The following is a 20,148-nucleotide window of genomic DNA, read 5'->3' as shown; positions in this document are numbered from 1 at the left end:
CCTCACAGGAACACTCGATGAATACCGAAGGACTCTCCGAAGTGGCAGTAAAAGACGCTCATCCGGTGGTTGAACAAGTCGCCGAGACCCCGCCGGAGCTTGAGCCGGCTCCGCCTGTGGTGGTGGCCGAAGCGCCTGCGCCGGCCCCCGTCGCGGTGATTACCAACCTGGATGACAGCAGCCTGTACATCCACCGCGAGCTGTCCCAACTGCAATTCAACATTCGCGTGCTGGAGCAGGCGCTGGATGAGTCCTATCCGCTGCTCGAACGCCTGAAGTTCCTGCTGATCTTCTCCAGCAACCTGGACGAATTCTTCGAGATCCGCGTGGCCGGCCTCAAGAAGCAGATTACCTTCGCCCGTGAACAGGCCGGCGCCGACGGCCTGCAGCCGCACCAGGCCCTGGCGCGAATCAGTGAGCTGGTGCACGGTCACGTTGATCGCCAATACGCGATTCTCAACGACATCCTGCTGCCGGAACTGGAAAAACATCAGGTCCGCTTCATCCGTCGCCGTCATTGGACCACCAAGATCAAGACCTGGGTGCGCCGTTACTTCCGTGACGAGATCGCGCCGATCATCACGCCGATCGGCCTTGACCCGACGCACCCGTTTCCGTTGCTGGTGAACAAAAGCCTTAACTTCATCGTTGAGCTTGAGGGCATTGACGCCTTCGGTCGCGATTCGGGCCTGGCGATCATCCCTGCGCCGCGCCTGTTGCCACGGATCATCAAGGTACCGGAAGAGGTGGGAGGCGCTGGCGACAATTATGTGTTCCTGTCGTCGATGATCCACGCCCATGCCGATGACCTGTTCCAAGGCATGAAGGTCAAGGGCTGCTACCAGTTCCGCCTGACCCGAAACGCCGACCTGGCGCTGGATTCCGAAGATGTCGAAGACTTGGCGCGTGCCCTGCGCGGTGAGCTGTTCTCGCGGCGCTACGGTGATGCGGTGCGACTGGAAGTGGCCGACACCTGTCCGAAGCATCTGTCGGACTATCTGCTCAAGCAGTTCAATCTGGGCGAGACCGAGCTGTATCAGGTCAACGGTCCGGTAAACCTGACGCGCCTGTTCAGCATCACTGGCCTGGACAGCCATCCGGAGCTGCAATACAAGCCGTTCACCCCGCAGATTCCGAAACTGCTGCAAAACAGCGAGAACATTTTCAGCGTGGTCAGCAAGCAGGACATCCTGTTGTTGCACCCGTTCGAGTCCTTCACCCCGGTGGTTGACCTGCTGCGCCAGGCCGCCAAAGACCCGCATGTGTTGGCCGTACGCCAGACCCTGTACCGCTCCGGTGCCAACTCGGAAATCGTTGACGCCCTGGTGGACGCCGCGCGCAACGGCAAGGAAGTCACCGCGGTGATCGAGTTGCGTGCGCGGTTCGACGAAGAATCCAACCTGCAACTGGCCAGCCGCCTGCAAGCGGCCGGTGCGGTGGTGATCTACGGCGTGGTCGGCTTCAAGACCCACGCCAAGATGATGCTTATTCTGCGCCGCGAAGCCGGTGAGATCGTGCGCTACGCCCACTTGGGCACCGGTAACTACCACGCCGGCAACGCCAAGCTCTACACCGACTACAGCCTGCTGACCTCGGACGACGCCTTGTGTGAAGACGTTGGCAAGCTGTTCAGCCAGTTGATCGGCATGGGCAAGACGTTGCGCATGAAGAAGCTGCTGCACGCACCGTTCACCCTCAAGAAGGGCATGCTCGACATGATTGCCCGCGAGACGCAGTTCGCCCTGGACGGCAAACCGGCGCACATCATTGCCAAGTTCAACTCGTTGACCGATCCGAAGATCATCCGCGCGCTGTATAAGGCCAGTCAGTCCGGTGTGCGTATCGATCTGGTGGTGCGGGGCATGTGCTGCCTGCGCCCTGGCATCGTCGGCGTGTCGCACAATATCCACGTGCGCTCGATCATTGGCCGCTTCCTGGAGCACACGCGGGTGTTCTACTTCCTCAACGGCGGCGAAGAGCAGATGTTCCTCTCCAGTGCCGACTGGATGGAGCGAAACCTCGATAAACGCGTGGAGACGTGCTTCCCGGTCGAGGGCAAGAAGCTGATCATGCGGGTCAAGAAAGAGCTGGAAAGTTATCTCACCGATAACACCCACAGCTGGAGTCTGCAGTCGGACGGCCGTTACGTGCGCAATACGCCGACCGGCAACCAAAACCCACGCAGCGCCCAAGCGACGTTGCTGGAGAAGCTGGGTAGCCCGATTCTGTCGGTGAACTGAAGCGGGCTCCAATGTTTTGGCCGGCTTGTCTGTGTGGCGTGCCCGTGCACCCCGATGGTGAGTGAAGCCGTTGTGGTGTGCGGGCTTGCCCGCGCCGGGCTGCGCAGCGGCCCGCCCTCACCACAACACGCCCGCCCGCACGTCCTGGTTTTTTAGCGCACGTTCAGTGTGAACCCCACCCGTGTCAGCCACTCCGCTTCCTGGCCGAAATCCGCCTGGGTCAGCTGGTTTTCATCCAGCCAGCCTTTGGGGAACATCACTTCCAGGCTGTCGCCATCGGCGCGCAGTTTGACCTGGGGCATTTCCTGGGTACCACGAATATGGTGGAACAGGATCGCAAAGCGCAGCAGGGCGCACAGGCGGATCAGCTTGATGCCGTCATCGCCGAATTCAGCGAATTTGTCCTTGGGGATATTGCGCCGATGGCCGCGCACGAGCAGCGCGAGCATCTGCTGGTCCTCCCGGGAGAAACCGGCCAGGTCGGAGTGCTCGATCAGGTAGGCGCCGTGCTTATGGTAATGGTAGTGGGCAATATCCAGACCCACTTCATGCACCTTCGCGGCCCAGCCCAGCAGCTCACGCCATACACCGTCTTGCAGGTCCCAGTCTTCGGCCACTTGGTCGAAGGCATGCAGGGCTTTGCGCTCTACGCGCGCCGCTTGCTCCAGGTCGACGTGATAACGCTCCATCAACGAGGTGAGGGTGCGTTCGCGCACGTCTTCATGGTGATGACGGCCCAGCAGGTCGTAGAGCACACCTTCACGCAGCGCGCCATCGCAGTGGTCCATGCGTTTGAGTTCCAAGGCGTCGAAGATCGCCTCCAGAATCGCCAGGCCCGCCGGGAAAATGGTGCGACGGTCGGGTTTGATGCCATCGAAGTCGATTTTCTCGGCATCGCCCAGCTTGAACAACTTGCGCTTGAGCCACGCCAGGCCTTCGGCATTGACTTCCCCGGTACCGTGGCCGCCCGCCTTGAGGGCCAGGCCGATGGCGCGGATGGTACCGGACGAGCCGATGGCTTCATCCCAGGTCAGGCGGTGCAGGGCGTGCTCGATGCTCATGATTTCCAGGCGCGCCGCTGTGTAGGCCTGGGCGTAGCGGGCCGGGGTGATCTTGCCGTCCTTGAAGTAACGCTGGGTATAACTGACGCAGCCCATCTGCAGGCTTTCACGCAGCAACGGTTCGAAGCGTTGGCCGATGATGAACTCGGTGCTGCCGCCGCCGATGTCCGCCACCAGGCGTTTACCGGGGGTATCGGCCAGGGTATGGGACACGCCCAGATAGATCAGGCGCGCTTCTTCACGGCCGGAGATGACTTCTACCGGGTGCCCGAGGATCTCCTCGGCGCGGCGGATGAATTCGCCGCGGTTACGCGCCTCGCGCAAGGCGTTGGTGCCCACAATCCGCACGGCACCCAGTGGCATGCCATTGATCAGTTGGGCAAAACGTTTAAGGCAATCGAGCCCGCGCTGCATGGACTCTTCATTGAGCTGGCGCGCGTCGTCTATCCCGGCTGCCAACTGCACTTTCTCGCCGAGCCGCTCAAGGATGCGGATCTCACCGTTCTGGGCCTTGGCCACGACCATGTGAAAGCTGTTGGAGCCCAGGTCTATGGCGGCGATCAGGGACAGATTCTTGGCTTGGGTTTGCGGCATGGTTTGGGGGTCTCGGTCGATAACCTGACCATCGTGCCACGATCGACCGCTGACGCCAACGCGTAGCGCTACGGGAATTTTTCTGAGCCTGGCTGTAGGGCGTTATTGCGGAAACTGTAGGTTGTCTTTTCGGGACACCGTTGAGTCCGTACAGGTATGAGTAGGAAAGTTTAACTTATTGCAGTTTTAAGGCTCGCTAAGATTATCCCCACAGGCTTGGGGTTTATGGTTTAGTTGTTTTTGTGTTTGGGACTACTGGGTTAATAAGTTTGGCCGACGTTTGTTTCTAATGGCTCTCACATGCATTGAAAGGTTGTCTTATTTTTTAATGGGCTCGTGAAACGTCAGACTGTGATCCGGCAATTCTGCCGTGGTGGTACTTATTTATGGCGTGTCACGCCAAGGTAAAAATAAATACGCCGGATAACTTTCAGTCACAGGTCAAATATGAAAAAAATTGTAGGGTTGACTCTCGGAGTTGTGTGCCTGGCTGCAGTGGTGAGTGCCCAGGCCTCCACCAGTGCCCAATTGGTGGTGAGAGGGACGATCACGCCCGCGTCCTGCAACCTCAGCCTGACCGGCAGCGGCATTATCGATTACGGCGTCATACGGTCCTCCGAGCTGTCGCAAACCGCATTCAATCCGCGCGAGGAGCGCGTCACCTCAGTGGCGATCAATTGCGGCAACACCCCCGCCAAGTTCGGCCTGAGTTTCAGCGACCTGCAGTCCGGCAGCAAGGTGTACGGCATTCTCGGTGCAGGCTATACCGAAGCGCAGAACTACGGGCTGGGCAGCGTGGGTACCAAGCGAACCGGTGGTTACTCGGTGACCCTCAGGGACCTGCGGTCTGTGGGGACGGTGCTTCATCCCATCACACGAGTGGGTGCGGGTACCTGGCAGAGCAGCGATGGAAAAGTCGCGCAGACACCGAGCCAATATTCCTGGCGTTCCGGCTCGTCTTTTTCGCCTGCATCGATCAGCCAGATGACGGGCACCATCGCCGTGAAAGCCGTGATCAACAAAGCGCAGGATCTGGACTTGAGCCGCGACATCGCCATGGATGGGCGCGCCACGTTGGTATTGAGTTACCTATAAACCACGGAACACAGCCGATAACGAAACCCTTCACTTCTTGTCGGCTGTTTTTACGTGGGTGTTTGAGCGTGTGTGGTCGGTTTTATACGAGCGGGGAAACGAAGTGCGTGCTTTTTTAAAGATAAGTAAGGCGCTGTTATCAAGTGCAAGTATGTGTCTCTGTTTTTCAACTGTGGCAGTGGCGGACGGTATGCGTCCGGACACCACGCTGGTTATTCTTTATGAGGAACAGGGCGAGGCCACCATTAATGTAGAAAATACCGATTCGGGGCCGGCGCTTCTTTACTCTGTAGTAGAGGACGTGCCTGAAGATACCGAGCCGCTGCTTATTGTCACACCGCCCATCAGCCGTGTAGAGGCGGGCGACGTCCAGCTGGTCCGGTTCATCAGCACTTTGAAGGCGCCACTCAAAACCCAGCGATTGAAGCGTGTTTCCTTTGAGGGAATCCCTCAGGCCCGTGCCGCGGACGGTGCGACCATTGGTATCACGCTGCGGCAAAACCTGCCGTTGATCCTGCACCCCAAAGGCTTACCTCGGCATAACTCGCCATGGGAATTGCTCAAATGGGCACGCAACGGTGACCGTCTGAGCGTACATAACGACAGCGCGTATGTGGTCCGCCTGGCCTCCGAGGTGCAGTTGCTTCCCACACAGGGCGTGGCCTTGTTGCCGCGTACCTATCTATTACCGGGGGAAACCCTGACGGCAATGGTCGAAGGCCGCTTGGAGGGGGTGTCTGCAGTCGAGATACAACCGGCGACGGTTTACGGATTTTCGACCGACATCTTCCGTGCCTCGGTTGAAGCCAGTGAGGGGTAAGCGGTTCATGCAGAGAACCCGACAGCCATCCCCGCGCAATTCATCAACGTGCCGACCTACGCTGTTAGTCGGGCTTGCGACGTTGTGCGGGTTGCCAGGGCCCGTGCCTGCGCTGGAGCTGGGCGAAGGGTTTGACGTGGCGGCCCTGACAACCCATGGCATTGACCCGAAGGTCGCCGACTACTTTCGCAGTGCTGCGCGTTTTCGCGAAGGTGTCCAGGTGGTGGGGCTGCGGGTCAATGGCAACCCGCTGGGATTGGTGGATGCGCGGTTCGACTCTAACGGCCAGTTGTGCTTTACCCCGGGACTGCTTGCCAAAGCCGGGCTGGTGAAGCCCGCCGGGCGGCTCACTGAAGGTGCGACGCCGGGCCAGGCCTGTCATGACTTCCTGGGAGCCTTCCCCACGACGATGGTGCGATTGCGTCCTGGCTCCGACGAAGTGACGCTGGTGGTGCCCACCCAGTCCTTGCGCGAGCCCGAATGGGACGGGGGCAGCTTTGCCAGGGGAGGCTCGGCTGCGCTGTTCAACTATGACGTGTTGGGTTTTGACAGCCATTCGCAAAGTGGCTCCAGCCGGTTCCTGTCGGCTTATACCGAGGCGGGATTCAACCTGGGGGACTGGATAGTGCGCAGCCGCCAGTTGTATGTGTCCGACAACGGTGAGACACGTACCGAACACCTGTATGCCTATGCCCAGAGGGACATCGCCGCGTTGCAGTCAACGTTCCAGGCGGGGCAGTTGTCCAGCAATAACCCGTTGTTCGGTGGCGTGCAGTTCGCGGGTGTCCAGCTTTCTCCCGACGGCGTGTCGCGCGCCCCGGCCGGCAGCAACAATGTAGTGGTCGAAGGGGTGGCCCCGAGCCAGTCGCGCATCGAGGTACGCCAATCCGGCGTCTTGATTCACAGCACATTGGTTCCCGAAGGACCGTTCAGGTTGACCGGTTTGCCGTTGCTCAATGGCACCAGTGACCTGCAGGTGAGTGTGATCGACGTGCGCGGTGCCAGGCGCAGCTTTGTTGTACCGGCGGCCTCGTTCCATGGGGCGGCGCCGGTAACGCCGGGCTTTTACGCATCGGTGGGCAAGCTGCGCGAAACGTCATTCGATGAACAATCGGCACCGGTGATCGCCATGGGCAGTGCTACTTGGGGTGTGGGGCGCCAGTCATCCGTTGGGGTGGGGCTGCTGCGCGGCGAGGCGTATGGAGCTGCCGGTGCCAGCCTGGACAGTGTGGTCTTTGAGCGGGTGTCCGTGGGGGCTCGACATAACATCTCCCGCGATAGCCGTAATGCGGTGTCCGGCACGCGCAGCACGTTGTCGGTGAGCAGCCCGGTCTATGCCGGCATTGACGTCAACCTGAGTGCCACCACCCAGAGCCGGGGTTACCGCGAGGTGCTTGAGGCAGGAAGGTCATCCACGGCCGATAACCTGGATTCTCGCTTCAAAAACCAGTACACGGCTGGCATGACGTGGGTTGACCCCTCACTGGGGGGCTTTTCTTTAGGTTACAGCCGTAGCGCTCAATTTGATGGGCACTCGGTGGAGCATGTTTTTGCTTCATGGAACAAGACGTTGCATGGCGTGGATGTGGCGCTGATCGCGGACTCACAGGTGGGTGGTAAACGTGCGCGCCAGGGCCCGATGCGTTTGGGCAGTCGGCGCGACGCTACGTTGGACAGCGAGCTTTCCCTGCGCTTGCAGGTCAGCGTGCCCCTGGGAGGCGATCGTCGCATGAACAGTTACCTCAGCCGTCGAGGACGCCAACTCAATGCTGGAGCGGCGTTCAGCGAGCGGGTCAATGAGTCTGTGAACTACGAGGTGGGTGCCGAGCGGGATATCACTGCCCGTGAGCAATCTATCCGTGGCCAGTTAAACGTGACGCCGCGCTACGCCCAGGTCGGTCTGGGTGTCAGTCGAGATGCGCAGAACTCCAGTTACTCCGGGCAATTGCGTGGGGGCGTGGTCGCCCATGGAGGGGGCGTGACCTTCTCGCCCTACGCCGTGCAGGACACCTTCGGCATTGTGTCGGTGGGCGATATCGGATCGGCCAGGATCGATACACCCCAGGGGCCGGTGTGGACCGACTTCCGAGGACATGCCGTGATCGCGGGACTACCGGCCTACACCCCTGGCCGGGTTGAGGTGCAGACGCGCTCGCTGCCCAAGCGTGTCGATCTGAAAAACGGCACCCAGGTGCTCACGGCCGGCCGTGGTTCCTTTAGTGCGGTGAACTTCGAGGTGTTGAAGGTGCGCCGCGTGCTGCTGCAGGCCAGTGACGCGACAGGCAAACCGTTGACCCAGGGCGCCCCCGTATTCGGCGAAGACAAACGCTTCCTGACCAGTGTCGTGGGCGATGGGATGATCTACCTCAGTGACGTGCAGGGGCCACAAAACCTGCGGGTGACGTTGCCGGATACATCCACCTGCCTTTTGCGTCTTGAACCCCAAACCGAGCCGGACAATGACAACCTCTATGAAACGACATCGGCGGTGTGCCGTGCCCTCTAAGCCAATCTACCTTGGCCTGTTGCTTTGGCTCGGCGTGACGGGGCATGAAGCAAGGGCTGACAACTGCCGGTTGTCGATCAGCCAGCCTCAGGTCGAGTACGGCATCATTCGCCCGGAGCACGCCGATGAACGATCCACGGTTGCGCCCGGCACGCGAACGTTGCACTTGAATATCCAGTGCGCGCAGCCCTCGGCAATAGGGGTGCGCTTTAACGGGACGCCAGCCGATGGACAGAGTTTTCGTTTTGGGCGTGAGGGGCGTTTTCGTGTGCGTCTCAGACATGCCCTGGTGGATGGACGTGCGGTGCAATGGGCTGTAGCGCACGCGCCAGGTGAGGCGACCAGTGGGCAGTTGTTGCCAGGCAAAGTCTTACTGGCGCAGGTGTCGGGCCGACGATTGTCGGCTCAGGTCGACATCGACGCTGAACTGCCCTTCAGCGCCTTGCAGGTACGCAGCCTGACGTTGCTGGAGGGGCAGGGCAGTTTCGAGTGGGTCAGTTCGGCTGTTCCACTGAACCAATGAAGTTGGCCAGCTCCGGGGTTTGAGGGTTGGCGAACAGCACCTTGGGATCGCCCACCTCATGCACCTTACCCTGGTGCATGAACACCAGCTTGTCGCCGACCTCCCGGGCAAAGCGCATTTCGTGGGTCACCATGATCAGAGTCATGCCGTCTTTGGCCAGTTGGCGCACCACGCTGAGCACTTCATTGACCAGTTCCGGGTCCAGGGCCGAGGTGATTTCATCGCACAGCAGCACTTTAGGCGACATCGCCAGGGCCCGGGCAATGGCGACGCGTTGCTGCTGGCCGCCGGACAACCTATCCGGGAATGCGTCGAATTTTTCCCCCAGCCCCACGCGCTCCAGCATTTGTCTTGCCAGTTGCGCAGCCTTCGCCTTAGGCACCTTCTGCACCACCTGCGGCGCGAGCATGACGTTTTCGCCCACGGTCAGGTGCGGGAACAGGTTGAATTGCTGGAACACCATGCCGACTTTCTGCCGCAGGCTGCGCAGATCGGCGCGAGCGGCGTCGAGGTATTCGCCGTCGACTTCGATCACGCCATCGTTGATCGATTCCAGGCCATTGAGCGTTCGCAGCAGGGTGGATTTACCCGAGCCGCTGCGGCCGATGATCGCCACCACCTGGCCTTCTTCTACGGTGAGGTCGATGCCCTTGAGCACGTGGTGATCGCCGTAATACTTATGCAGGGCGGAAATTCTAAGCAGAGGCATGCAGTCTCCTTTCCAGGTAGCGCGCACTGAGGGACAAGGGGTAGCAGAGCAGGAAGTAACCGAGGGCCACCAGGCCGTAGACCATAAAGGGCTCGAAGGTCGCATTGGCGAGCATGCCGCCGGTCTTGGTCAGTTCGGTGAAACCGATGATTGAGGTCACCGCGGTGCCTTTGACCACTTGCACCGAGAACCCCACCGTTGGCGCGACGGCAATCCGCAGGGCCTGTGGCAGGATCACATAGCGCAGTTGCTCCAGTGGGTTCAGCGCCAGGCTGGCCGACGCTTCCCACTGCCCGTGGGCGATGGAGTCGACGCAGCCACGCCAGATTTCGGCGAGGTAGGCGCTGGTAAACAACGTCAGGGCAATCGCCGCTGCCAGCCAGGGCGAAATGTCTACCCCCAGCAGTGCGACGCCGAAGAACACCAGAAACAACTGCATCAACAGCGGCGTGCCCTGGAACAGCTCGATATAGGTGCGTGCAATATTGCGCGCGAAGGCTTTCTTGCTGATGCGCAGGGTCATCACCAGCAAGCCGATCACACCGCCGCCGATAAAGGCCACCAGCGACAACAGCAAGGTCCATTGCAGCCCTGTCAGCAGGTTGCGCACGATGTCCCAGAACGAAAAATCACTCATCGGCTGTTCCTCATCACAAAACGCCGGCCGATCCAATTGAGCAACTGGCGAATCATCAGCGCCATGCACAGGTACACCAGAGTGGTCAGGGCGTAGGTTTCAAACGCACGGAAATTACGCGATTGAATGAAGTTGGCGGCAAAGCTCAGCTCTTCCGTGGCGATCTGCGAACACACCGCCGAACCGAGCATCACGATGATGATCTGGCTGCTCAGAGCCGGCCACACCTTGCCCAGCGCCGGCAGCAGCACCACTTGGCGGAACGCCTCGAAACGTGTCATCGCCAGCGCGGCGGCGGCTTCCAGTTGCCCGCGTGGGATGGCCTGGATACCGGCGCGGATAATCTCCGTGGAGTAGGCCCCCAGGTTGATCACCATCGCCAATACGGCGGCCTGCCACTCGGTGATCTTCAGCCCCAGGGACGGCAGGCCGAAGAAGATGAAAAACAGTTGCACCAGGAACGGCGTGTTGCGGATCAACTCGACATACACGCCGAAGAACCAGGCGAACGGCTGGATCTTCCACGCGCGCACCACCGCCCCGACGGTACCCAACGCCACCCCAAGGATCGCGCCGATGGCTGTCAGCTCAAGGGTGAACAGCGCGCCGCGCAGCAGCAGGTCGGTATTGGCCAGCACGGGTACAAAGTCAAATTGATACGCCATGAGTCAGCTCCGTCGTATCAAAGGTCGGCGGGCAGCGGCTCTTTGAGCCAATGCATCGCGTTCTTTTCCAGGCTGCCATCGGCCTTGGCCGCGACCAGGATCTGGTTGACCTTGTCCAGCAACGCCGGCTCGTTTTTGTTCACGCCTACGTACACCGGCGAGTCTTTGAGTTTCACTTTCAGCGCCGGTACGCGTTTCGGGTTGCGTTCGCTGATCGCCACCATCACCACGTTGCCGCTGGCGATCAGGTCGACCTGGCCTGCCAGGTAGGCGGCGATGGTTGAGTTGTTGTCTTCGAAGCGCTTGATCGTGGCTTCCTTGGGCGCCACAGCGGTCAGCTCGATGTCTTCAATGGCGCCGCGGGTCACGCTGATGGTCTTGCCTTTGAGGTCGTCGGTGCTGCTGATGGCGGCGTCAGGTGGGCCGAACACGGCGAGGTAAAACGGCGCGTAGGCCTTGGAGAAGTCGATGACTTTTTCCCGCTCCGGATTTTTGCCCAGGCTGGAAATCACCAGGTCGACCTTGCCGGTGGTGAGGAATGGAATGCGGTTGGTGCTGTTGACTGGCGTGAGCTCCAGCTTGACCTTGAGTTGGTCGGCCAGCAGCTTGGCGGTGTCGATGTCCAGACCGCGAGGCTTCATGTCGGGGCCGACCGAGCCGAATGGTGGAAAGTCCTGGGGCACGGCGACCTTGAGGGTGCCACGGGCGACGATATCGTCCAGACCGTTAGCCTGGGCGGGTGCCTGGCTCAGCATCAGGCTGGCAAACAGGGCAGTGAGCAGGGCGCTGTAGCGCTTGGTCATGGCAACTCTCCGAAGGGCGAAGGAATTTTCTGAGTTCGACTGCCGGAGGTGATTGCACAGCCCATGCCAGCATGCTCGAAATCGTCCGTAGCGCTGGAGTTTGTTGAGGTGCAGTGGTCTTACTGGTCTGAACAGTGCTTGGGTTTTTCGCACCCTTTTCGAGCGCCGCTAAAACCCGGCGAGCCCCTTTGGGGCGTGGCTTGCCGTCGGCCTTGAATAGCTTTACAACTAGCCGCTCAGTTGTCTGGAAACTTGAGTTTTTATGAATTCCATCGCCCAAGCGGTACCGGAAGCGGCCCTGCAGGCCATCCGTAAACTGATCAAGGAGCAGGGCTTCGGGCCGGGCGACGCCTTGCCGTCCCAGCGCGACCTGGCGGTTCAGTTGGGCGTGAGCCGGGCATCGTTGCGCGAAGCGTTATCGTCGTTGAGCGCCTTGGGTGTGGTCAGTGTGCAGCCGGGCAAAGGAGTGTTTGTGCAGGCGGCGCAAGAGCCGCCAGGGTTTGCCTGGCCCTTCGCCGCGCAGGCCACGCCGTTGGATATCTTCCAATTGCGCTATGCGCTTGAAGGATTTGCGGCGGGGTTGGCGGCGGTGACGTTGACGATTGATGCGCTGGACAGCCTTGAAGACAACGTCGAGGCGATGCGCAAGGTGCTCAAGGCCGGCGACTTCGAAGCGGCCGCCCGGCTGGACTTCGAATTTCACCGGCGCATCCTGATGGCCAGTGGCAATCAAGCGATGGTGAGCATCCTGAGTGCCAGTGCCGAGGTCTTTCTGGAAAGCCAGAAACTACCGTTCATCCGGCCGGAGCGAGCCATGGAAACCTGGCAGGAACATCGCAAAATTCTGCGGGCGCTGGCCCGGCGCGCCAGTGCCGCCGCTCAGAAAACCATGCAGGAACATGTACGTAATGCAGCGTTGCGTACTGGCATCGCGTTCGTGACGCCCGTGTCACCCTGAGTGGGGCCATATCCAAACTCATGCACCACCATAGCAAGACTCAATCAGAGGCGGCTTCCTGAACGGGGGAAGGGCGGCTATGATGGGCAACGTTTTTTTTGCTTACAATCCGGAGACATCCATGAGCAACGATCTTATCAAGCACGTCACCGACGCGACCTTTGAGGCCGAAGTACTCAAGGCTGCCGGCCCGGTGCTGGTTGACTACTGGGCTGAATGGTGTGGCCCTTGCAAAATGATCGCTCCGGTCCTGGACGACATTGCAACCACCTATGAAGGCAAGTTGACCATTGCCAAACTGAACATCGACGACAATCAGGAAACTCCGGCCAAGCATGGCGTGCGTGGTATTCCTACGTTGATGCTGTTCAAGAACGGCAACGTCGAAGCGACTAAAGTCGGTGCGCTGTCCAAGTCCCAGCTGCAAGCTTTCCTCGACGCCAACATCTAAGCGTCGCCAAAAAAGCCCCGCAAAATCGCGGGGCTTTTTCGTGAAACAGGGCTAGACGCTCCGAAACTCAGGTGGTACATTCGGCCCCGCACTGGTTTCTCCACTGCCCCCTGCAAGCCGTCGCCGACGCACTCCTTTTCGATTAGTAAGCGATCCTGTCGCCTTCTCTGCGGCGCGGCCTCATTAAGCCAAAAGCTTAATTTCCCCCCTCCATAAATGATTACGTCATTCCTATATGAATCTGACTGAACTCAAGCAAAAGCCGATTACCGACCTGCTCCAATTGGCCGAAGAAATGGGCATAGAAAATATGGCCCGTTCGCGCAAGCAGGACGTGATTTTCTCCCTGCTCAAAAAGCACGCGAAAAGCGGCGAGGAAATCTCCGGTGATGGCGTGCTGGAGATTCTCCAGGACGGCTTCGGCTTCCTCCGCTCCGCAGACGCTTCCTATCTCGCAGGCCCAGACGATATCTACGTCTCGCCGAGCCAGATCCGTCGCTTCAACTTGCGCACCGGTGACACCATCGTTGGCAAGATCCGACCTCCGAAGGAAGGCGAGCGTTATTTCGCCCTGCTCAAGGTCGACACGATCAACTTCGATCGTCCGGAAAACGCGAAAAACAAGATTCTCTTCGAGAACCTGACCCCGCTGTTCCCGACCGTGCGCATGAAGATGGAAGCCGGTAACGGTTCCACCGAAGACTTGACCGGTCGTGTCATCGACCTGTGCGCGCCGATCGGCAAAGGCCAGCGTGGCTTGATCGTTGCGCCGCCGAAAGCCGGCAAGACCATCATGCTGCAGAACATCGCAGCGAACATCGCACGCAATAACCCTGAAGTTCATTTGATCGTATTGTTGATCGATGAGCGTCCGGAAGAAGTAACCGAAATGCAGCGCACCGTGCGCGGCGAAGTGGTTGCCTCGACGTTCGATGAGCCGCCAACTCGCCACGTGCAGGTTGCCGAAATGGTGATCGAGAAGGCCAAGCGCCTGGTCGAACACAAGAAGGACGTGGTGATCCTGCTCGACTCCATCACTCGTCTGGCCCGTGCCTACAACACCGTGATCCCGAGCTCCGGCAAGGTATTGACCGGTGGTGTCGATGCCCACGCCCTGGAGAAACCGAAACGTTTCTTCGGCGCTGCGCGGAACATCGAAGAAGGCGGCTCGCTGACCATTATCGCCACCGCGCTGGTTGAAACCGGCTCGAAGATGGACGAAGTGATCTACGAAGAGTTCAAGGGTACCGGCAACATGGAACTGCCGTTGGACCGTCGTATCGCGGAAAAACGCGTGTTCCCGGCGATCAACATCAACCGTTCCGGCACCCGCCGCGAAGAGTTGCTGACAGCCGACGACGAACTGCAGCGCATGTGGATCCTGCGCAAGCTGCTGCACCCGATGGACGAAGTTGCTGCCATCGAGTTCCTGATCGACAAGCTGAAAACCACCAAGACCAACGACGAGTTCTTCCTGTCGATGAAGCGCAAGTAACACGCCGCTGTTGGTCCGAAAGAATGGTGCCCCCAGGGGCGCCATTTTTTTTGCGCATTTTTTAAACGCATTCCGTGACCAAATGCACCGCGATAAGCTGCCAGCGGCCTTCAGAGCAGGTAGGATGTACGCCTATTTTACGGGTGGCATGGTTAATGAAATTCAAGGATCTTCGGGATTTCGTGCAGCAACTTGAGCAGCGCGGAGAGTTGAAACGTATCCAGATGCCGATTTCCCCGGTGCTGGAAATGACTGAGATTTGCGACCGTACCCTGCGTAACAAGGGCCCGGCGCTGCTGTTCGAAAACCCGACCGGCTATGACATTCCGGTGCTCGGCAACCTGTTCGGTACCCCCGAGCGCGTGGCCTTTGGCATGGGCGCCGAGTCGGTCAGCGAGTTGCGCGAGATCGGCAAGCTGCTGGCTTTCCTCAAGGAACCCGAGCCGCCCAAGGGTTTGAAGGATGCCTGGTCGAAGCTGCCGATCTTCCGCAAGATCATTGCCATGGCCCCCAAAGTGGTCAAAGACGCGGTGTGCCAGGAAGTGGTCATCGAAGGCGACGACGTCGACCTGGCGATGCTGCCGGTGCAGACCTGCTGGCCTGGCGACGTCGGCCCGCTGATTACCTGGGGTCTGACCGTCACCAAGGGCCCGAACAAGGACCGCCAGAACCTCGGCATCTACCGTCAGCAAGTGATCGGTCGCAACAAGGTGATCATGCGCTGGTTGAGCCATCGCGGCGGCGCTCTGGACTTCCGTGAGTGGTGCGAAAAGCACCCTGGCAAACCGTTTCCGGTTTCCGTGGCCCTGGGCGCCGATCCGGCGACCATTCTGGGGGCTGTGACCCCGGTGCCGGACAGCCTGTCCGAATACGCCTTCGCCGGTCTGTTGCGCGGTAACCGTACCGAGCTGGTGAAGTGCCGTGGCAACGACCTGCAAGTGCCGGCCACTGCAGAAATCATCCTCGAAGGCGTGATTCATCCGGGCGAGATGGCCGATGAAGGCCCTTATGGTGATCACACCGGCTATTACAACGAAGTCGACAGCTTCCCGGTGTTCACCGTGGAGCGCATCACGCACCGCATCAAGCCGATCTACCACAGCACCTATACCGGGCGGCCGCCGGATGAGCCGGCTATCCTGGGGGTGGCGTTGAACGAAGTATTCGTGCCGATCCTGCAGAAGCAATTCCCGGAAATTACCGACTTCTACCTGCCGCCGGAAGGCTGTTCGTACCGCATGGCTATCGTGACCATGAAGAAGTCGTACCCCGGCCACGCCAAGCGGGTAATGCTGGGTGTGTGGTCGTTTTTGCGACAGTTCATGTACACCAAGTTCGTTATTGTCACGGATGACGACATTAACGCCCGCGACTGGAACGACGTGATCTGGGCCATCACCACGCGCATGGACCCCAAACGCGACACGGTGATGATCGACAACACGCCGATCGACTACCTCGACTTTGCGTCGCCGGTGTCGGGCCTGGGTTCGAAGATGGGCCTGGACGCCACCCACAAATGGCCGGGTGAAACCACCCGCGAGTGGGGCCGGGTGATCGTCAAGGATGAAGCCGTCACAGCCCGTGTCGATGCGATCTGGAAAGAATTGGGAATAGATTGATGCGTGTAACCCTGCAACCTTCCGGCGCTGTGCTGGAGCTGGTCCCCGGCGAACGAATCCTCGAAGGTGCGCGCCGCCTGGGCTATGAATGTCCTCAAGCCTGCCGCAACGGCGTGTGCCACGTGTGTGCGGCGCTGCTGGTGGAAGGACGTGTGCAGCAAGCCGGTGAGGTGCGTGATCACGGTGAGTTCTACACCTGCATCGCCGAGCCGCTGGAAGATTGCGTTGTGTTGTGGGATGGCGTGCTGGCGCCGGGAGAGTTGCCGTTGCGCAAGTTGTCGTGCCAATTGAGCGAGTGCGTGGAGGTGGGTGGCGATGTGTGGCGCGTACGCCTGCGCGCCCCAGCCGGCAAGGCCGTGCGTTACCACGCAGGCCAATACCTGATGATTGAACGGGAAAACGGCGAGAAATCGGCGTTTTCCCTGGCCTCGGCGCCCCATGCCGGGCGCGAGCTGGAGTTGCACGTGCTGGTCCGTGAGGACAGCGCGCGCAACCTGCTGGAGCAACTGCAACGCACCCGGATGGCGCGCATCGAGCTGCCCTTTGGCGATACCCACCTGGCCGAATTGCCGGATGGGCCCTTGGTGTTGATCGCCGCCGGCACCGGCATGGCGCAGATGCACAGCCTGATCGAGCATTGCCGGGCTACCGGGTTCAAGCACCCGGTGCACCTGTACTGGGGCGTGCGCCGCCCGGAAGACTTTTACACCATTGAGCACTGGGAACAGTGGCAGCAACTGCCCAACCTGTTCCTGCACAAAGTGGTCAGCGACCTGTGCGGTTGGAACGGGCGTTGCGGCCTGCTCCATGAAGCCGTGTGTGAAGACATTGCCGACCTCAAGGCCGTGCACGTCTACGCCAGCGGCTCACCCGCGATGATCTACGGCACGCTGGATGCGCTGGTGGACGCCGGCATGGATGCGCACCAGATGCGTGCCGACGTATTTGCCTACGCGCCGCGCCCTTAGAACCGCACGCCTGCGGTCAGCATCGCCGCATTGAAACCCAGCAACACCAGCTCACTGGCCACGGGCCCGAAGTTCACGCCCACGGAAGGGATGATCGCCGGAGCCACGCCGAAGCGGTTGAGCGGGATTTTATCGCGGTACTTGCCGCGATAGCCCTGCAGCGCGCCTGCGGTTACCTTCACGTAGAGCGGCGACTCGGCGATGTCATAGCGCTTGCCGGCGTAGACGTAATACGAGCGCTGGCTGAAGGAGTTGCGAAACGTCGCCCCGCCATACACCAACCCCGATGCTTCGTTACGCTCCAGATTGATCAGGTCCTGATTATTGTTGTGCTTTGGGTCTGGTGAAAAATGTCGGGTGTAGAGGCTGGTTTGTGCGTACCAGAAGCCTTTGTCGTCTTGAGGGGCCGTGTCGTTAGCCAGGGCGGCAGTGGTCTGCAGCAATAGCAGCAAACCGGAAAAAAGATACTTCATGCATCGACCTCGGTAGTCGTTCGAACGGGCGGCTAATGTGGGTCGCTAAACCCGTGCAGTTTGGCGGGTAATGGCCTGAGGGGCCTGAACCTGCGCTGAAACATGGCCGCCTATGCTTATGCATTTAAGGTATTACTTCTGTAGGAAAAATCTCATTAGGCTATAAGTGCCGCGGAAGGCGGTTTTTTGCGCCATACGGTTGCAGCGCCGCGCTGCGATTACGGTAAAGTTGCTTACATCTGGTAACACACAGGAGCGCAGCGCTTTTCGCCATGACCGCCATAGAAACCGATCTTCTGCAATTGGCTTACCCGCCGCGCCTCGATCTGGGGCCGCAACTCACTCACGAACAGTTAATGAGCTCGATGCAGGCCACCATGGGCCGGCACAAGGGTGGCCCGGTCTGGCTATTTGCGTACGGTTCGTTGATCTGGCGCCCTGAATGTTCATCGACCGAGCGCGTGCGGGCGCGGGTGCATGGTTATCATCGAGGCCTGTACCTGTGGTCTCACGAGCATCGGGGCACGCCGGAGTTGCCGGGGCTGGTGTTCGGGTTGGATCGCGGTGGTTCTTGCAGTGGGTTTGCCTACCGCTTGCCGGAGGACCAACTGGAAGCTTCGCTTTACGCCTTGTGGCAGCGCGAGATGCCTTACCCTTCATACCGTCCGCACTGGCTCAGTTGCCGTCTTGAAGATGGCAGTCAGGTACAGGCGTTAGGGTTTGTTTTAGAACGGCACTTGCCCAGCTACGCCGGTAATTTGCCGGATATCGTGCTCAACCATGTGCTGCAAAGCGCTTGCGGGCGTTACGGTACCACTCGCGATTATGTCGAGCAGACCGTGAACGCCCTGCGCAGCCACGCCATGCCAGACAAGAATCTGGAGGCGCGGCTCAAGCGTTGTGCAAAGGGTTGCTCAGGCGATTAACGCGCCGAGCTGACGCTATTGGTGTGCCACAGCGTTGGGATCAAGAACGCGATCGCCAGCAGGCACGCGCCGACCAACAGGACAAAGCCGCCATCCCAGCCGAAATGGTCCACGGTGTAGCCCATGGCCGCACTCGCGGCCACCGAGCCACCCAGGTACCCGAACAAGCCGGTGAAACCCGCCGCAGTGCCGGCGGCTTTCTTCGGTGCCAACTCCAGCGCCTGCAGACCGATCAGCATCACCGGGCCGTAGATCAGGAAGCCGATGGAGAACAGCGCAATCATGTCGACCATCGGGTTGCCCGGTGGGTTGAGCCAGTACACCAGGGTGGCCACAGTCACCAGCGCCATGAACACAATGCCGGTCAGGCCACGGTTGCCACGGAAGATCTTGTCCGACATCCAGCCGCACAGCAGCGTGCCCGGAATACCCGCCCATTCATAGAAGAAGTACGCCCAGGACGACTTGTCGACCGTGAAGTGCTTGGCTTCCTTGAGGTAGGTCGGTGCCCAGTCCAGTACGCCGTAGCGCAGCAGGTAAACAAAAACGTTGGCGAAGGCGATGTACCACAGCATTTTGTTGCGCAGCACGTACTTGACGAAGATTTCCTTGGCGCTGAATTCGTCTTCGTGGCTGGCGTCGTACCCTTCGGGGTAGTCGTTCTTGTACTGCTCGATCGGCGGCAGGCCCACCGATTGCGGGGTGTCGCGCATGGTGATGAAGGCAAACGCCGCCACCAACAGGGCCACGGTGGCCGGTACGTAGAAGGCTGCGTGCCAGTCGTTGAACCACGCCATCCCCAACAGGAACAGTGGGCCGATCAGGCCGCCGCCGACGTTATGCGCCACGTTCCACACCGACACCACGCCGCCGCGTTCCTTCTGCGACCACCAGTGCACCATGGTGCGTCCACTCGGCGGCCAGCCCATGCCTTGGGCCCAACCGTTGATGAACAGCAAAATGAACATCATGGTCACGCTGGACGTGGCCCAAGGCGCGAAACCGAAAATGAACATCACACCTGCCGACACCAGCAGGCCGAAGGGCAGGAAGTAGCGTGGGTTGGAACGGTCGGAGACCAGGCCCATCAGGAACTTGGACAGCCCGTAGGCAATGGCGATGGCGGACATCGCCAGGCCCAGCTCACCGCGGGTGTAGCCCTCGTCGATCAGGTAGGGCATGGCCAGGGAGAAGTTCTTGCGCAGCAGGTAGTAACCGGCGTAACCGAAGAAAATGCCGGCGAAGATCTGCCAGCGCAGTCGTCGGTAGGTACTGTCTATTTTTTCTTCAGGCAGGGGCGCCTGGTGCGCGGCAGGACGAAAGAAAGCAAACATTCAAGAGCTCCAGATTTCTTGTTTTGACTGCGGATGCGAATGTTACAGTTTCATTACCGAAAATAGCATCGTGTCTTGGCGTCAAACACAGGAAATAAGAGCAATTGCATGTTCTTTAATGAACATGTCGCAGATGAGTAAGTGATGGTCGTGAATAGATTCTTCAGGGGCATGAAGCTCAAATGTGCGCGGGCTTGCTCGCGAATGCGGTGATTCAGTCAGCACTTGTGCTGCTGACGTAGCGTATTCGCGAGCAAGCCCGCACATC

Annotated in this window: 18 protein-coding genes; 11 read left to right on the top strand and 7 right to left on the bottom strand. The window is 59.8% G+C overall.

Annotated elements, in window-relative coordinates:
- The first annotated feature begins 17 nt into the window (after positions 1 to 17).
- Positions 18 to 2,240 (top strand): polyphosphate kinase 1, encoded by a 2,223-nt coding sequence (ppk1, locus tag PSH59_RS25055; RefSeq protein WP_248081727.1) that lies wholly within the window; start codon positions 18 to 20, stop codon positions 2,238 to 2,240.
- A gap of 152 nt (positions 2,241 to 2,392) precedes the next feature.
- On the opposite strand, the gene ppx is transcribed toward ppk1, so the two are convergent.
- Positions 2,393 to 3,895, bottom strand: coding sequence for an exopolyphosphatase (gene ppx / locus PSH59_RS25050; protein ID WP_248081726.1), 1,503 nt, complete (start codon positions 3,893 to 3,895; stop codon positions 2,393 to 2,395).
- A gap of 447 nt (positions 3,896 to 4,342) precedes the next feature.
- On the opposite strand from ppx, the gene PSH59_RS25045 reads away from it, so the two are divergent.
- The 4 genes from PSH59_RS25045 to PSH59_RS25030 all read left to right on the top strand — a co-directional run bounded on the left by PSH59_RS25045 (position 4,343) and on the right by PSH59_RS25030 (position 8,839).
- Positions 4,343 to 4,990, top strand: coding sequence for a DUF1120 domain-containing protein (locus tag PSH59_RS25045; protein WP_305393908.1), 648 nt, complete (start codon positions 4,343 to 4,345; stop codon positions 4,988 to 4,990).
- Positions 4,991 to 5,141: 151 nt separating this feature from the next.
- Positions 5,142 to 5,810 carry a fimbria/pilus chaperone family protein gene (locus PSH59_RS25040; protein ID WP_305395333.1) on the top strand — a complete coding sequence of 223 codons (669 nt, stop codon included), beginning with the start codon at positions 5,142 to 5,144 and terminating at the stop codon, positions 5,808 to 5,810.
- 7 nt (positions 5,811 to 5,817) lie between these two features.
- On the top strand, positions 5,818 to 8,316 hold the full coding sequence (locus PSH59_RS25035; RefSeq protein WP_305393907.1) for a fimbria/pilus outer membrane usher protein: 2,499 nt from the start codon (positions 5,818 to 5,820) through the stop codon (positions 8,314 to 8,316).
- Positions 8,306 to 8,839 (top strand): hypothetical protein, encoded by a 534-nt coding sequence (locus PSH59_RS25030; RefSeq protein WP_305393906.1) that lies wholly within the window; start codon positions 8,306 to 8,308, stop codon positions 8,837 to 8,839. Before PSH59_RS25035 ends, PSH59_RS25030 begins: the two co-directional genes overlap by 11 nt.
- Here the strand turns inward: PSH59_RS25030 and PSH59_RS25025 are convergent.
- The 4 genes from PSH59_RS25025 to PSH59_RS25010 are packed head-to-tail and all read right to left on the bottom strand — an operon-like array spanning position 8,811 to position 11,653.
- Complete coding sequence (locus PSH59_RS25025; protein ID WP_305393905.1) at positions 8,811 to 9,548, bottom strand: amino acid ABC transporter ATP-binding protein; 738 nt, start codon at positions 9,546 to 9,548, stop codon at positions 8,811 to 8,813. The genes PSH59_RS25030 and PSH59_RS25025 overlap by 29 nt on opposite strands.
- Positions 9,535 to 10,185, bottom strand: a complete 651-nt coding sequence (locus tag PSH59_RS25020; protein ID WP_305393904.1) for an amino acid ABC transporter permease — start codon at positions 10,183 to 10,185, stop codon at positions 9,535 to 9,537. Before PSH59_RS25020 ends, PSH59_RS25025 begins: the two co-directional genes overlap by 14 nt.
- Complete coding sequence (locus PSH59_RS25015) at positions 10,182 to 10,850, bottom strand: amino acid ABC transporter permease (protein ID WP_305393903.1); 669 nt, start codon at positions 10,848 to 10,850, stop codon at positions 10,182 to 10,184. Before PSH59_RS25015 ends, PSH59_RS25020 begins: the two co-directional genes overlap by 4 nt.
- A gap of 17 nt (positions 10,851 to 10,867) precedes the next feature.
- The gene (locus tag PSH59_RS25010) at positions 10,868 to 11,653 is read right to left on the bottom strand and encodes a transporter substrate-binding domain-containing protein (RefSeq protein WP_305393902.1); all 786 of its coding nucleotides are present in this window, start codon (positions 11,651 to 11,653) and stop codon (positions 10,868 to 10,870) included.
- A gap of 262 nt (positions 11,654 to 11,915) precedes the next feature.
- Between PSH59_RS25010 and PSH59_RS25005 the strand changes: the two genes are divergently transcribed.
- The 5 genes from PSH59_RS25005 to PSH59_RS24985 all read left to right on the top strand — a co-directional run bounded on the left by PSH59_RS25005 (position 11,916) and on the right by PSH59_RS24985 (position 17,147).
- Positions 11,916 to 12,611 carry a FadR/GntR family transcriptional regulator gene (locus tag PSH59_RS25005; protein WP_305393901.1) on the top strand — a complete coding sequence of 232 codons (696 nt, stop codon included), beginning with the start codon at positions 11,916 to 11,918 and terminating at the stop codon, positions 12,609 to 12,611.
- A gap of 121 nt (positions 12,612 to 12,732) precedes the next feature.
- The gene (gene trxA / locus PSH59_RS25000) at positions 12,733 to 13,062 is read left to right on the top strand and encodes a thioredoxin TrxA (RefSeq protein WP_015886460.1); all 330 of its coding nucleotides are present in this window, start codon (positions 12,733 to 12,735) and stop codon (positions 13,060 to 13,062) included.
- Between the two features lie 235 nt (positions 13,063 to 13,297).
- Complete coding sequence (rho, locus tag PSH59_RS24995) at positions 13,298 to 14,557, top strand: transcription termination factor Rho (protein ID WP_003176825.1); 1,260 nt, start codon at positions 13,298 to 13,300, stop codon at positions 14,555 to 14,557.
- Positions 14,558 to 14,712: 155 nt separating this feature from the next.
- Positions 14,713 to 16,179 (top strand): 4-hydroxy-3-polyprenylbenzoate decarboxylase, encoded by a 1,467-nt coding sequence (gene ubiD, locus PSH59_RS24990; protein ID WP_248081715.1) that lies wholly within the window; start codon positions 14,713 to 14,715, stop codon positions 16,177 to 16,179.
- The gene (locus tag PSH59_RS24985) at positions 16,179 to 17,147 is read left to right on the top strand and encodes a CDP-6-deoxy-delta-3,4-glucoseen reductase (protein WP_248081713.1); all 969 of its coding nucleotides are present in this window, start codon (positions 16,179 to 16,181) and stop codon (positions 17,145 to 17,147) included. The genes ubiD and PSH59_RS24985 overlap by 1 nt, the downstream gene beginning before the upstream one ends.
- Here the strand turns inward: PSH59_RS24985 and PSH59_RS24980 are convergent.
- Entirely contained in the window at positions 17,144 to 17,620 is a 477-nt protein-coding gene (locus tag PSH59_RS24980) for a sn-glycerol-3-phosphate transporter (RefSeq protein WP_305393900.1), read from the bottom strand. The two genes, PSH59_RS24985 and PSH59_RS24980, sit on opposite strands and share 4 nt — an antisense overlap.
- Before the next feature lie 272 nt (positions 17,621 to 17,892).
- On the opposite strand from PSH59_RS24980, the gene PSH59_RS24975 reads away from it, so the two are divergent.
- Positions 17,893 to 18,546 carry a gamma-glutamylcyclotransferase gene (locus PSH59_RS24975; protein ID WP_248081709.1) on the top strand — a complete coding sequence of 218 codons (654 nt, stop codon included), beginning with the start codon at positions 17,893 to 17,895 and terminating at the stop codon, positions 18,544 to 18,546.
- On the opposite strand, the gene glpT is transcribed toward PSH59_RS24975, so the two are convergent.
- Positions 18,543 to 19,880: a glycerol-3-phosphate transporter gene (glpT, locus tag PSH59_RS24970; protein ID WP_248081707.1), complete on the bottom strand. Its 1,338-nt coding sequence runs from the start codon at positions 19,878 to 19,880 to the stop codon at positions 18,543 to 18,545. The genes PSH59_RS24975 and glpT overlap by 4 nt on opposite strands.
- Between the last annotated feature and the right edge of the window lie 268 nt (positions 19,881 to 20,148).

The sequence above is a fragment of the Pseudomonas sp. FP2309 genome (assembly GCF_030687575.1).
Lineage (GTDB): Bacteria > Pseudomonadota > Gammaproteobacteria > Pseudomonadales > Pseudomonadaceae > Aquipseudomonas.
This window is presented reverse-complemented; position numbering and strand designations above follow the sequence as displayed.

Bases quoted from the DNA above. Each gene is read 5' to 3' on its own strand.
- ppk1 (WP_248081727.1), top strand. From the start codon at position 18: ATGAATACCGAAGGACTCTCCGAAGTGGCAGTAAAAGACGCTCATCCG.
- ppx (WP_248081726.1), bottom strand. From the start codon at position 3,895: ATGCCGCAAACCCAAGCCAAGAATCTGTCCCTGATCGCCGCCATAGAC.
- PSH59_RS25045 (WP_305393908.1), top strand. From the start codon at position 4,343: ATGAAAAAAATTGTAGGGTTGACTCTCGGAGTTGTGTGCCTGGCTGCA.
- PSH59_RS25040 (WP_305395333.1), top strand. From the start codon at position 5,142: ATGTGTCTCTGTTTTTCAACTGTGGCAGTGGCGGACGGTATGCGTCCG.
- PSH59_RS25035 (WP_305393907.1), top strand. From the start codon at position 5,818: ATGCAGAGAACCCGACAGCCATCCCCGCGCAATTCATCAACGTGCCGA.
- PSH59_RS25025 (WP_305393905.1), bottom strand. From the start codon at position 9,548: ATGCCTCTGCTTAGAATTTCCGCCCTGCATAAGTATTACGGCGATCAC.
- PSH59_RS25020 (WP_305393904.1), bottom strand. From the start codon at position 10,185: ATGAGTGATTTTTCGTTCTGGGACATCGTGCGCAACCTGCTGACAGGG.
- PSH59_RS25015 (WP_305393903.1), bottom strand. From the start codon at position 10,850: ATGGCGTATCAATTTGACTTTGTACCCGTGCTGGCCAATACCGACCTG.
- PSH59_RS25010 (WP_305393902.1), bottom strand. From the start codon at position 11,653: ATGACCAAGCGCTACAGCGCCCTGCTCACTGCCCTGTTTGCCAGCCTG.
- PSH59_RS25005 (WP_305393901.1), top strand. From the start codon at position 11,916: ATGAATTCCATCGCCCAAGCGGTACCGGAAGCGGCCCTGCAGGCCATC.
- trxA (WP_015886460.1), top strand. From the start codon at position 12,733: ATGAGCAACGATCTTATCAAGCACGTCACCGACGCGACCTTTGAGGCC.
- rho (WP_003176825.1), top strand. From the start codon at position 13,298: ATGAATCTGACTGAACTCAAGCAAAAGCCGATTACCGACCTGCTCCAA.
- ubiD (WP_248081715.1), top strand. From the start codon at position 14,713: ATGAAATTCAAGGATCTTCGGGATTTCGTGCAGCAACTTGAGCAGCGC.
- PSH59_RS24985 (WP_248081713.1), top strand. From the start codon at position 16,179: ATGCGTGTAACCCTGCAACCTTCCGGCGCTGTGCTGGAGCTGGTCCCC.
- PSH59_RS24980 (WP_305393900.1), bottom strand. From the start codon at position 17,620: ATGAAGTATCTTTTTTCCGGTTTGCTGCTATTGCTGCAGACCACTGCC.
- PSH59_RS24975 (WP_248081709.1), top strand. From the start codon at position 17,893: ATGACCGCCATAGAAACCGATCTTCTGCAATTGGCTTACCCGCCGCGC.
- glpT (WP_248081707.1), bottom strand. From the start codon at position 19,880: ATGTTTGCTTTCTTTCGTCCTGCCGCGCACCAGGCGCCCCTGCCTGAA.